Source organism: Jannaschia helgolandensis, assembly GCF_900109285.1.
GTDB classification, from domain to species: domain Bacteria; phylum Pseudomonadota; class Alphaproteobacteria; order Rhodobacterales; family Rhodobacteraceae; genus Jannaschia; species Jannaschia helgolandensis.
Genome location: NZ_FNZQ01000009.1, coordinates 57,792 through 70,151 on the forward strand (window position 1 = coordinate 57,792; position 12,360 = coordinate 70,151).

A 12,360-nucleotide genomic window follows, 5' to 3' on the forward strand; every position below is an offset into this window, starting at 1 on the left:
GCAACGCCGGGGACAGGTTTCTGGACGGCTGTCGCCTTGAGCGCTGCGGGGGCATCGCTCACAACAAACCCGCCCCCGGCGTGCTCCATTTCATTCCGCCCCGTGCCGGGTGCAGCCCGCTCTCATGCCCCCGGTATTTTCCACGATCCGTCTAACGACGATCAACGGAAAGGATCACATCATGACACTCGAACAATCCATCGACCTCGCCGAACTGCAAGCCGACATGGCCTTTGATGCCTACCTCGCCGCCTTCGATGAAGACGCCCATCCAACGACCCTCGACAGCCTCGAGACCGAGGCGCTGATCGCCCGCAGCCGCTACGACGATCTCCGCTCTCAGGGACTGGGTCACTGACCCAGACACCCCTGTGGGTCTTCGGATCCGCAGGGGTCTGACACTGTTTCTTTGAAGCATCGTGAAGCCCTTGTCTTATGCTTTTCGGAGGTTCTCTTGGTAGAAGGGAGCCACTGCCCGCCACGCCATTTATGGCGGGCAGTGGCGGCGGTTGGATCGAGGAGGCCTGGGTCTTCAGGACCGTTTCTGAGTAGGATCGACCGCCGTCTTCACCATGGGCCTGAACGGATACGCGTGTTTGATCCACGCATGACAAGAATAGGACTGGCGAAGATGACAGAGCATAGCATCGGGATCGATATTTCCAAATCCCACCTCGACGTTTTTCATCTGGAGACGCAGGCGGCGAAGCGGTTTGAGAATTGTGCGCAGGGCTTTCGGGCGCTGCGCAAATGGCTGGCACCGCTGGCGGTGACGCGGGTGGTGTTCGAGGCGACTGGCCCCTATCACCGCGCCTTCGAGAAGGCGTTTTCGGGTAGGCTTCCGCTGGTAAAGGTCAATCCTCTGCAGGCCCGCCGCTTCGCGCAGGCCTGCGGGACGCGGGTCAAGACAGACGCGGTGGACGCGCGCCTTCTGGCACGGATGGGGGATGCGCTCGCGCTTGTTCCCGATATGCCGGTGTCGGAGAAAGCGCATGATCTTCGTGACTTGCAGATCGCACGGACCGCCCTGACAAAGGAGCGCACCAGGCTGCGCAACCGCGGCCATGTTCAGACCAACACGGTTCTCAAACGCCAGACCAAAGCCCGTCTGGCTTTGCTCGAACGGCAGATCGCCGAATTGAACGGCGAGATTGCCAGGCACATCGCCGAGGATCAAAGGGCCGCACGCAAGCGCGACATCCTGTGTTCGATCCCGGGCCTCGGCCCGGTCGTCGCGGCGGCGATCCTCGCATTCCTGCCGGAAATCGGCACCCTGGGACGCAAACAGGCTGGAAGCCTGGCCGGGCTGGTCCCGCACAGCCGGGAATCGGGCCAGTGGAAGGGCAAGTCCTTCATCAGCGGTGGAAGAAAGCCCCTGCGCGACGCGCTCTACATGCCGGCCCTCGTCGCCATGCGGTTCAACCCTGACCTGAAAGCCAAATACACCGCGCTCCGCGAAGCTGGAAAACCCGCCAAGGTCGCCCTCGTGGCCCTCATGCGCAAGTTGATCGAAACCGCAAACGCCTTGATCAAGGCTGATCGCATGTGGGTCAAAAATCGCGCTTGCACATGACGGATACTCAGAGTGTGTGACCCGCGCCTTCCCGCGCGGGCCGTATTCGTGTTCCTGGTGCCCGATCCGTGGCTGGTTCGGGCGTTCGGTTTGCCTGTCGTCGCGTGCGTCTTGAACACAAGTTTCGGAAGCTTTTTCGAACTGGTTGTCCTTCATTGATGAGGACGGGACCCGTTCCATGTCGCGCTGCGCTGCGGTTTAGAACGCGTCCCATTTCCAGCAAAAACACACATCATGCAAAACGTAATATTGCGCAATGTGATGTATTGAAGTATAAGCGAAGGAGAAAAGGAAGACGTTGGCAGGATATGGCCAATGTTTGCACATTTTGTCCGAGGGGTCTGACCCGTGCCGAGGCCAGCGAAAAATCTGAAGCTTGAAGAGCGCATCGAAGTCGCGCGGCGCTTTGCGGCGGGCGAAAGCGCGAAGGATCTGGCGGCAGCGTTTGGTATCTCCCCGCGTCATGTGAACCGGCTGGCGAAAGAAGAGGCGGGCGAGGGCATCGCGGTGCGTGATCCGAGCGAGACGGTGGCGTTCCGAGCCAGCCGATCTGAACTAGAGGCCTTCGATGCGGAGTGGCGCGAACGGGGTTATGCGAACCGGTCGCAGGCGCTCAATGCGGTGCTGCGTGGGCGGTGCGGATTCCTCGATGTGCCGCGCGATCTGGTCGCGGAATTCTGCGCGGCATGGCGTCAGGCGAAGGACGTGAGCGACGCCGGATTGGTGCTTGCCAAGGCGGTGCATCGTGGTCGGCTCGAGGTCTCGGAGGCAGATCGGGCGGTGCTAATCGATCTGCTCGATCTGGCGCAGTCCATGAGCCGTGAATTGGGCCGGATGAAGGATGCGGCGCAGGCCCTGCGTCATCAGGAGAGGCCGCAAAAGGAAGAAGGGCAGGGGGCGGAGAGCGAAGTTCTGGAGGACGGTCCGCGCGTGATCGGGAGCGGTCTGAGGCTCGTGCGTGAGAGTTCCGGTTCAGAATTGGATCGCCCTTCGCTGCCTCTCGGCAAGCCTCGAACGCGAACGGCGATACCCGATGATTTTCTGAAGAACCGGAACTCTCGAAATGGCTGATCCTCTCGCCCTTTACACCTCGGTCATGGGCCGGCTTTGGGAGGATGAGCGCATCCGGGGCCAGGCCGCGGCGCGGATCGACGCGCGTCTGGCGGGGCGTCGGCAGGGTCGCAGTTTCGCGCGCGTGGGGTCCATGTCGGCGCGCAATGCGCTGAAGGCGGCCTCGGGACAGAGTCGCGCGGCGGTCTTCAAGCGGATCCGGGCGGGGGGGTGCAAGACGCGTACCTCGCTCGGGGCGCAGATCTCCTACATTAACGACAAGGCGGTCTACACCTATTCGGCGATGACCAATGCGCTGACCGACGCGGCGGTGCTGACCGACGAGCAGAAAGAGGACATCATCGAGGACTGGGTCGGGACCTGGCGCGGCTCGACCAAGCTCGGTTTCACCTCACACATGCTGCTGTCCTTCCCGACCGACGTGACGGTCGAGCAGGTGCGCGACATAGCGATGGACTGGACGGAGCATTTCTTCGAGAGCGGCGAATACGGGGATCAGTGGGACTATGTGCTCGCGGTCCATGACGACCGGGCGCACAAGCACGCCCACATCATCCTGAACAATCGCGGCGTCGAAAACGGTACCTGGTTCTCCTGCTGGGCCGAGGGCGTGATGTCGCCGCAGCTCATGCGCGAGAAACAGGCCGAGATCGCGGAACGCTATGGCGTCATGCTCGACGCCACGACCCGGCTCGAACGCGGCATCTTCGAGAAGCCCGCCGGGATCGAGGAAATCTACCGCGCCAAGGAAGAGGCCCGCCTGCCGCGCGAGATCGTCATGACGGCCCAGGAATCCGCCATCGCGCATGCTCAGGTGGTGGGCTTCGCCAAGGACTACAAGAACCTCGCCGACCTGCTGGACCGGATGGACCAACGCCACATGGCCCGCGCTGTGCGCGGCATGGCGGACGGGCTTGGCTCCGGCACGCCGTGGAACTACGCGCAAGGAGAGATAGACATGAAGGACATCAAGACCGTCGGTGACGCGATCGACTATTCCGAGCGCACGATCGAGGCGCTGAGGCTCAAGGCCGAGGAACTGGACCCGGCCGACCGGGCCGCGTTCGAGGCCAAGGCCGCGCCGATCATCGCGGACCTCTCGCAGATGGTCCCAGACCCGGATCTGCGCGCGCGGTTTGGCAAGCAGCTTGAAGAGCCCTATCCGCCGGGGGCAGGCAGCGAAGTGCTGATCGCTGCGCTGCAGTCCCGCAATGACGAGGGGCTGCGCGATGTGCTCAAGCGCGCCGAGGAGGTGGGCATGGACAGCGAGGAGCTGGTAGCCCGGATCGCGACGGGTGGCACGCGGAACTACGGCATGGCGCAGGACTGGGTCGAGCGGGACATGAACGCAGTCTTGGCGAAGGGCGGTCTCAGCGTGGAGACCGCCAATGACGACCAGCTCGATGCTGCGCTGGAAAAGGTCGACGGGGTGATGGACGCGCTGATGGAACGCGCGAAGGAGATGGGGGTCGAGATCGGTCGGACCCTTGCGGAAGAGGAACAGGAAATCCTGCCGCTCATCGACGAAGACGACAGGACGCCCAATCCCTACCTGCAGGACCTCGCCGACATGTTGCGGGACGGCAAGCTGACTGAGGAACAGGAAGAGACGGTCGAGCGGACCCTGCAATCCGAGCTCTTCAAGGAGTTGGGCGAGGAGGGCTTGGCCGAACTTCGGCGTGGCAACTACGAGGTGCTGGACTCGGCGCTGCCGAGCAAGCTCGACCAGATAACCGTCACGCAGGAATACCTCGAGATGACGTTTGAGGAAACGGGCGACCGGGTCTTCACCGACCGCGCCGCCGGGTTGCAGCAGGACAAGGCGACGGAGGTGGCGCAGATGCGCGGCCAGCAAGAGGCGCAGGAAATGGGGCGTGATCTTGCCCGAAACAAATCACTAGACCGCGGTCTCGACGACGAGATGGAATTCTAAAGGGGAGATGACCACCATGACCAAGACACTTCCCCTCTGGGCCGCGCTTTTCTTCGGTGTGGTGTGCGGCGCCGTCATCGGCACCATCATTGCCGCCTTCTACCTGACTCTGGCCCTGAAAACCGGGTTTCAGAGTTTCGACATGTTGGCGCTCTGGAACGCGAGCGCCGGCACCCGCGCGGCACATCCCGAGGCCTTCAAGGTGGGGTTTGGCGCTGTCGGCCTCGGGGCGATTGGCCTCGGCGCCCTGGCGCTCGCTTGGACCTGGAAGAAGGAGCGGGACGATTACGGCTCGGCCCATTGGCAAACTAAGGCAGAGCTGAAGAAGAACAATATGCTACAAGCGCCGGGCAAGGGCTTCGTCTGTGGCAAGCTCGGCGCGCCGAGCTCAAAGGCCGAGTTCATATCCTCGACCACGATCCCGCATGTGATGATGGTGGCACCGACCCGCGCAGGTAAGGGCGTGGGTTTCGTGATCCCAAACCTTCTGAGCTTCGCGGGCTCAGTCGTGGTGCTCGATGTGAAAGGCGAGAATTTCGAGAAGACCGCGCGGCTTCGAGCCCTCAACGGTGACGAGGTCTATCGTTTCAGCCCCTTCGACTGGGCCAATGCCACGCATCGCTACAACCCGCTCGCTCGGATCGCCAGGGCCCCGAGCTTCGCGCAGCGTTTCACCGAGGTCTCGATCCTCGCCGACCTCTTCCTCGACAAGGACAACAAGACGCTCGACACCTTCTCCGAAGCTGGCAAGTCGATCTTTGTCGCGGCCTGCCTGCTGGCGATCCAGCGTGGCACGCCGAACCTTGGCGAGGTGAACAAGATCGTCGCTGGCGGCGAATACAAGAACGCCCAGTATAAGACCTATGCCGACGAGGCCGAGGCAGACATCCTGCGCGAGCTCTGGACCAACGCGGCCTCAGCCTCGTCGCGACTTCTCACCTCGAACATCCAGGCGCTGATGACCGCCGGTCTAAAGCAGTGGGACAACCCGGCGGTGCGCTCGGCCACCGAGTCGAGCGACTTCGACTTCTCGACATTCCGGAAGCAACCGCAGTCGCTCTATATCGCGGTCTCCGAGGATCACATCGCAACCCTGGCGCCGCTCCTGCGCCTGATGTTCGCCGATCTCATCGCCTCGATCCGCCTGAATGAACCAGGCCCGGATGAGCCTTGGCCGGTCATGATGATGATTGACGAATTCCAGCAGATGGGGGCCATGCCCTATCTCGAACGCGCCATCCATTCGCTTGCGAGCTATGGCGGCCGGGTCGCGATGATCGCGCAGTCGCTGGCCTCGCTCGACCGGATCTACGGACTTGAAGGTCGCGAAAGCCTCGAGAATGGGGCAGGGCTGAAGCTCTACATCACCCCGCGGGATCAGCGGACCGTGAAGGAGGTCTCCGCCGCCGTCGGCAGCACCACCCGCGAGGCAGTGACCCGGATGTATGGTCGCAACAAGGGCTTCCTCGGGGCGACCTCGACCTCGGCGCGGCTGGAAGAGCGGCCGCTTCTGTCGGAAACCGAAGCGCGCTTGATGGACCCCGACGAGGTCATCATTCTTGCCTCGCCCCAGCATCCGATCAAGGCCAGCCGGATCAAGTATTACGACGATCCCTTCTTCAAGGAGATGCTGGCCCGCCAGGAGGGCAAGCCCTTCCCCTATCCCCCGAGCGTGCAGGGGTTGGGGCCCTGGGGCGGCGTGGATGGAGACGAGGCCGTTATGGGCGAGGCAGTCAAACCAGTCGAACGCGCGCCGGTCCGGGACCGTTCACAGCGCCGCGAAGCGCGAGCGATGAGCGTGATGGCGATGGAGGCCGGGCGTGGGCAACTTGAACCAGAGACGCTAGAGCGGGACGCCGCCGTGCCGAAGAAATGGGAGGCGGCGCTCGATCGGCAGGAGGATTTCATCGAGGAGTTGTTGGGCGGGTGATGACTGCTCCGTGCCTTTTGAAATAATGTTCTGAGTCTCTTGTGTTCCTGAGAGGAATTCAAAAGAATGAGTGCTCAATTTTCTTCTTTTTTTATGAAGAGCGTACGCTTGTTTTGACCGAACCAAGAAGATGAAGTGATGACAAATAAACCAGCGGTACACCAGTCGGATTTGAGCGAGCAGGCTTTTGTGCAGAACCATGAGACCTTTCGATCGCTCAACCATCAGATGTGGCAGATCCCGCTCATCTCCATGACGCTAACTGGTGGACTTTGGTTTGGGGTTTCGAAGGTTGAGAACTCGCCATTTTTCCAACTCGCGTTGCTGTTTCTGGCGACCGTTGGCAATGCTTGCTTGTTCCTTGTTATACAAAGACTTCGTTACGTTATGGAGCAGACACTCAACTGGATAGAAAGGCGATCTCCAGCAGACTTCGTTTCTGCAAAAGGTGATGTCTGGTACAACAAACCGCTCGTTGTGCGCCGGTCCTTCCAAGTTATGCTCGTCTTGGCCAGTTTGACGAGTCTTGGTCTCTGGATCATGACATTTTATCAAACTGATTGGTCTGAAGTAGGAAATCCCATGCGGAAAAACGCAGCGGCAGCATACTATGATCGCCATGCATTGGACTTGGCCGAAAGCTACGAGGGCATCTCTGCCGCAGCGGCTCATCCTGGTCTTTTGAGGCTTCTAGAAGACAAATTCTCGGGCGTTCATCTGGACATCATTGATGTCGGCGCCGGTACAGGGCGTGATGCGGCTTGGCTTGCGTCTCTTGGGCATCGGGTCGTTGCGGTGGAACCTGCGGGTGCAATGTTGCGGATTGCTCGTCACGCACACCAAGACATGCCAATAACCTGGATACGTGATGCTTTGCCAGACTTGGAGGTCGTGCGGCGTGACCTGCCAACTTTCGACGTTGTCGTTCTGAGCGCAGTTTGGATGCACATAGCGAAAGAAGATAGAGAAGCCGCTGTTGCTTCAATCGCAACGTTGGTCAAGGCAGGAGGGGCTGTCTACATTACGCTTCGCTTAGGTCCGGCAGACCCGGCGCGGGCTATCCACGAGGTCTCGATGGATGAGTTGATGGATCTGGCAACGCGCTTTGGCTTTCACCTTGAACGTCTCGAGACGCGTCCAGATCTTCTTGGACGAAGTGATATCACTTGGCAAAGCGCTGTTCTGATCAAAAATGGTTAGCGAGTTTCATCGGTTGCGCCGTGCCGAATGGTCTCCCCCGTGTAGGCCTTACGTAGTAGGGCGCTCTACATTTCCACCTTCCAAGTTTTGCCTGTGTGATGCAGGATCGTCCCATGAACAAATCCTTGAGATCTCTAACCTTTCCATCTGACGTTGACACGTCGAAGGATGACATCGATCAGGTTCTGATGAACCCGTGCCTTGCTCATTCCGTGTCTTATGACCGGGGTGTGGGTTATTTCACTTCAGGTTGGCTACAGCGGGTGGCGACTGGGATCGCGGGTTTCGCGCAAAACGGCGGAACAATGAGACTACTGACTAGTCCCAAGCTTAAGCCTGAAGACTGGGCAGCGATCAAACAAGGCGCGGATGCGATCGACGATGAGGTGCTCCTTCAAGCGCTGAGAGAAGAGGTGGACGAACTTGCACAAAGCGCGAGTTCCAAACCCGTTCAAACACTCTCCTACATGATTGCTGAGAAGCTTCTGACTGTCCGGTTGGCCGTCCCAACCGGCAAGCTAAGTGGTGATTATCATCCTAAGCTCGGAATTTTTAGGGACCATACTGGTGATAGTGTTGTGTTCCACGGTTCTCAAAACGAAACGGAGCAAGGGCGCAGAAATTTTGAAAGCCTTGACGTCTTCCTGAGCTGGGCAGACCCACGAGATGCCTCGCGGGTTGAGTCGCATCGCAAGCGTTTTGAGCGGCTCTGGACTAACAGCGACCCGAATGTCCGATGCTTCGATATTCCCGAAGCCATCCGTGCAAACCTGGCGCAGTTCTATCGACCGAGCCGTAGTTCCGAACGACGAGACAAAGCTGATAGCAGGTGGCGCCACCAAGACGACGCGATTGAGTGCTTCTTGTCCAAAAAGAACGGTGTGCTTGAAATGGCTACCGGAACTGGAAAGACGCGAACCGCACTTCGTATCATCGAAATGCTCACGTCTCTAAACTTAGTAGATACTGTCATTGTAACGATGCGGGGAAATGACCTGCTAGAACAATGGTTCCAAGCAATGGTGACGGACAGCGCCTACCGGATCTATCGCCATTTTGGTCAAAATCGGGAAGGGCCGCGATTTGTCGCCAGTCGTGGAAAGAGACTGTTGCTTGTTTCTCAAAGCTATTTGTCAGATTTCCTTTCCAGCGCAGATGGTGCGTTAGAAAGGACACTCATAATTTGCGATGAGGTGCATGGCTTCGGTTCTCCCGCGCAAGTCAGCTCTCTGACCGGATGGGTTTCTCCGATTGGATATCGATTGGGGCTGAGTGCAACACCAGAGAGAGAGTATGATGAAATTGGTAACGGTTTCATCGAAACGGAAATCGGCCCAGTAATCTTTAAATTTGAAATTGAAGATGCAATTCGTAGGGGCATCTTGTGTGAGTTCGACTACACCGCCCTGGAGTACGAACTATCGGATGAAGATCGGGTGGAAATTCGAAACTTGATCAAACGACATCACGGGAAAAAAGCGGCGGGTGAAGTTGTAAGTGATGAAGCGCTCTATCGCGAGCTGTCACGTGTTCGAAAGGTTACGACTGAGAAGTTGGAGCCCTTCAAGGACCACTTAGCGGCAAACCCTGGGCTCTATGAGAGATCTCTTATCTTCGTAGAAACGCGAAAGTACGGGGAGCTGGTCCAGAGGTATCTTTTGGAAGCGGGCATTGTCTTTGGCACCTACTATGAAGGAGATGAGCCGCAGCGCTTGTTGGATTTTGCCCAGGGGAAACTCGATTGTTTGGTGAGTTGCCATCGCCTATCTGAAGGCATCGACATTAAATCTGTCAGGAATATTGTTCTGTTTTCATCTGCGCGGGCCAAGCTCGAAACCATCCAGCGACTTGGTCGTTGCTTGCGTACCGATCCTAGCAACGTCAATAAAAGAGCGCATGTATTGGATTTTATCGATTTCGGCGATGAAGATGACAGCGACACGACTGACCTTAGACGTTATGAGTGGCTTACCGAGCTGAGCGGGACGCGGAGGGAAGAACTATGAATGGTCAGGATCAGACCACGGCTGCACAAGAAATTGCAGCTGCGATCGCAGAGGCTTCCAAGAAAGTTTCTCACAGCACTTCGGTTCAGCAGTCCACTGAGCGATTGCTGAAGGCGACGTTAGAAGCTTTGCCTCCACCACATAGGATTGAGGATACAATAGAAATTATCCTCGAAGAGGATGCTCAACGTGACAAGTAATAACGTTCTTGTTCTAGGTTGGAACGCAAAGGGGCTGCGCGGCTATCTGCGCGATGCCGTTGTCACTCTTGATCCGGATAAATACAGTCACGTCCTTCTGCAAATGCCAAACGGAACGGGTAAAACCACGACGATGGCGCTTCTGCGGTCGGCACTAACAGGCCGTTTGGATCAATCACTTTCGATTGCAGCATTGCAGGCTGACCGAACGACTAAGGAAGGATATTTCGAGCTCGTTCTCATGGTTTACGGAGAAAGGTTGACGTTTCGGATTGCCTTCGATTTTGAGATGGGGCGTCACTATTTCTACACAACAACCGTCCAAAGCGGTAAGCAATCTGGACACCTCCTAAACTCGATCGACCCTGCGTTAGCCTCAGCTTTGAGTCGAAGTATTGATCTATTCGTCTTTGATGGTGAACTTGCAAAAGATATGCTCAAAGACGGCGCCGCTGCTGCGGACAAGGCGATTGAGGCGCTATATAGAACTGATTCTTTTGACGATCTTGTCGGCCGAATAGAGACCCTTAAAGGTAATCGAAAGAAGCGAAACAGGGATGTAACCACTGCTTCTGAACAAGCGGCTGTAAATCGACTGGAGCGAGAGTACACCGAAGCGAAGGACGTTCTTGCTAAGCTCAATCAGGAAAAAGTGTCGCTTGATCGAGCTCTCAAAGGAATTGATGGAAGATTAAACGAAATCGACGATCGTTGCCGCGAGTTGGGTTACGAGAATGAGGAGTTTCAGGAGAGGCAGAAGGATATTGATGATCGAAGTCGAGCTGCGAGTAGTGATATCGCAAAATATTCTAGCAGTGCAATTTCGAGCTTTCGGTCCCCACTAAGTCTCCACACTTTTGTTGCCGCGAGACTAAACACCTTAAGTGAGACGCTAAAAGAAAAAAGGTTGCCGAGATCCTCTAGATCCTTTTTCGAAGATCTTGCAGTACAGGACAGGTGCGTTTGCGGCGTTGAATTGGATGACGAGAAGCGGAGCCATATTCTATCGCATGCCGACGATCATCTAGGTGACGAGCAAGTAAGCGTCATCAACGATATTCGTTACAAGCTTACGGACAGTGTCGATCGGCGCTCCTTCTCCGAGGTGATCGAAGACCTGAGCGATGCCGAGGATCGGCTGACTTCGGTCGGACAAGAACGAGCGCGCCTGGATATCGAGAAAGCGCAAGCCGGCATGGAGGAAGTAGAGAGGCTCACATCTGAAAAAGGGGAGCTGTCGGCGGAAAAGGCCAGAAAAGATCAGGCTCTCCGCTTTCTGACGGATGTACCTATTTCGCTTGATGAGGCCGACTGGAAGCGAAACCTTCCCGCTTGCCGAGAAATGGAAAGAGAGCGCAGGAAAGCATACGAAACAGCCAGCGAGAATAATCGCTACTTTACGGCTGCAGACAAACTGATCCTTGCAGCGAGGCGCGCGCGGAAGCTCTCCAAAGAACGGCTTCAAGTGTTCGTCAAAGATCGAACAAACGTTCAGCTGGAAAAGATTCTGGACAATGAGATCATCCGCGTGTCCAGGATCGACGGCCGCCTTCATCTTGTTAACGAAGAAAACCTCCCGAAAGATAGTGCGAGTGAAGGGCAAAAACTCGCGGTTTGCTATGCGTTTTTGACCGCCCTCCTGGCGGAAGCGCCAGCGCGGCTTCCCTTCATTGTCGACTCTCCGGCCGTCTCCTTAGACTTGGTTTTGCGGAAGAACGTTGGCGCATTGATCCCGAAGATCTTTGACCAACTCATCATTTTCGTCATTTCGAGTGAGCGTGAGGGCTTTGCCGATTCTTTTGAAGGGCGGGCGGACACCCAATTTATAACAGCTTCAATCGATCAGTCGGACGGATCCGTAAAAATAGATGACAGCAAGAGCGCATTCTTCCAATTCCAAAGCGGGAGAACATCGGTATGACAATTGATCAAAACGCCCGGGCGCGTGGATTTGTGCTCCACAAGGAGGCCCGTATTTATTTCGATTATGTCGATCAACGGATGTTTGGCCGAAAAAAGTCATCAGATGCGGCTCGAGGGTCACTCATCCTTTTTGACGCATATTATGCGGGACTTATGCTTGGTCTTTCTTGCAGAAAGACAGGTACAAATGAAATGCTCGATGGAACCAACTTTCTTGCAAGTTATCCCAATGAGTATGAGCCATACCGTGAGTACATCGCAGGGATGCTGGTAGATGCGGAAGTAACGGCTCTTCATTCTGAAGACTATTCCGAACAGCAGCTAGAGAGGTCGATCTCGAAACTGCTTCAAGTTGCCTCCCCCACGCGTTTGTCGGCGGAGGGCATGCACATTTTGAATCTGTATGCCGCCGGCGGATTTGAACTGCTCCGAAGCAGAATGGGACCAAAGCCGTCGGACCCATCGAATTTTCTAATCCGCTATCAGGGCATACTTAAAAGTGAAATTGGATAACGTCATCTAAA

At 56.9% G+C, this 12,360-nt stretch carries 10 protein-coding genes; all 10 read left to right on the top strand.

What is annotated here, in order from left to right:
- Positions 1-181 precede the first annotated feature (181 nt).
- The 10 genes from BMY38_RS18255 (at position 182) to BMY38_RS17145 (ending at position 12,349) form a co-directional block, all read left to right on the top strand.
- Entirely contained in the window at positions 182-358 is a 177-nt protein-coding gene (locus tag BMY38_RS18255; RefSeq protein ID WP_245737670.1) for a hypothetical protein, read from the top strand.
- Positions 359-631: 273 nt separating this feature from the next.
- Entirely contained in the window at positions 632-1,573 is a 942-nt protein-coding gene (locus tag BMY38_RS17105) for an IS110 family RNA-guided transposase (RefSeq protein WP_092765149.1), read from the top strand.
- A 348-nt stretch (positions 1,574-1,921) separates the two neighbouring features.
- On the top strand, positions 1,922-2,644 hold the full coding sequence (locus BMY38_RS17110) for a helix-turn-helix domain-containing protein (protein ID WP_245737671.1): 723 nt from the start codon (positions 1,922-1,924) through the stop codon (positions 2,642-2,644).
- The gene (locus BMY38_RS17115) at positions 2,637-4,577 is read left to right on the top strand and encodes a relaxase/mobilization nuclease domain-containing protein (protein WP_092765151.1); all 1,941 of its coding nucleotides are present in this window, start codon (positions 2,637-2,639) and stop codon (positions 4,575-4,577) included. Before BMY38_RS17110 ends, BMY38_RS17115 begins: the two co-directional genes overlap by 8 nt.
- A 16-nt stretch (positions 4,578-4,593) precedes the next feature.
- Positions 4,594-6,507 (top strand): type IV secretory system conjugative DNA transfer family protein, encoded by a 1,914-nt coding sequence (locus BMY38_RS17120; RefSeq protein WP_092765254.1) that lies wholly within the window; start codon positions 4,594-4,596, stop codon positions 6,505-6,507.
- A 138-nt stretch (positions 6,508-6,645) separates the two neighbouring features.
- Positions 6,646-7,707 carry a class I SAM-dependent methyltransferase gene (locus BMY38_RS17125; protein WP_092765153.1) on the top strand — a complete coding sequence of 354 codons (1,062 nt, stop codon included), beginning with the start codon at positions 6,646-6,648 and terminating at the stop codon, positions 7,705-7,707.
- Positions 7,708-7,820: 113 nt separating this feature from the next.
- Positions 7,821-9,713, top strand: coding sequence for a DEAD/DEAH box helicase family protein (locus tag BMY38_RS17130; protein WP_175495937.1), 1,893 nt, complete (start codon positions 7,821-7,823; stop codon positions 9,711-9,713).
- Positions 9,710-9,913 carry a hypothetical protein gene (locus BMY38_RS17135; RefSeq protein WP_092765157.1) on the top strand — a complete coding sequence of 68 codons (204 nt, stop codon included), beginning with the start codon at positions 9,710-9,712 and terminating at the stop codon, positions 9,911-9,913. Before BMY38_RS17130 ends, BMY38_RS17135 begins: the two co-directional genes overlap by 4 nt.
- On the top strand, positions 9,903-11,834 hold the full coding sequence (locus BMY38_RS17140; protein ID WP_139204736.1) for a hypothetical protein: 1,932 nt from the start codon (positions 9,903-9,905) through the stop codon (positions 11,832-11,834). Before BMY38_RS17135 ends, BMY38_RS17140 begins: the two co-directional genes overlap by 11 nt.
- Complete coding sequence (locus BMY38_RS17145) at positions 11,831-12,349, top strand: hypothetical protein (protein WP_092765162.1); 519 nt, start codon at positions 11,831-11,833, stop codon at positions 12,347-12,349. Before BMY38_RS17140 ends, BMY38_RS17145 begins: the two co-directional genes overlap by 4 nt.
- The last annotated feature ends 11 nt before the right edge of the window (positions 12,350-12,360 follow it).

What these genes read in the sequence shown, in the direction of transcription:
- BMY38_RS18255 (WP_245737670.1), top strand. Translation starts at nt 182, where the DNA reads ATGACACTCGAACAATCCATCGACCTCGCCGAACTGCAAGCCGACATG.
- BMY38_RS17105 (WP_092765149.1), top strand. Translation starts at nt 632, where the DNA reads ATGACAGAGCATAGCATCGGGATCGATATTTCCAAATCCCACCTCGAC.
- BMY38_RS17115 (WP_092765151.1), top strand. Translation starts at nt 2,637, where the DNA reads ATGGCTGATCCTCTCGCCCTTTACACCTCGGTCATGGGCCGGCTTTGG.
- BMY38_RS17120 (WP_092765254.1), top strand. Translation starts at nt 4,594, where the DNA reads ATGACCAAGACACTTCCCCTCTGGGCCGCGCTTTTCTTCGGTGTGGTG.
- BMY38_RS17125 (WP_092765153.1), top strand. Translation starts at nt 6,646, where the DNA reads ATGACAAATAAACCAGCGGTACACCAGTCGGATTTGAGCGAGCAGGCT.
- BMY38_RS17130 (WP_175495937.1), top strand. Translation starts at nt 7,821, where the DNA reads ATGAACAAATCCTTGAGATCTCTAACCTTTCCATCTGACGTTGACACG.
- BMY38_RS17135 (WP_092765157.1), top strand. Translation starts at nt 9,710, where the DNA reads ATGAATGGTCAGGATCAGACCACGGCTGCACAAGAAATTGCAGCTGCG.
- BMY38_RS17145 (WP_092765162.1), top strand. Translation starts at nt 11,831, where the DNA reads ATGACAATTGATCAAAACGCCCGGGCGCGTGGATTTGTGCTCCACAAG.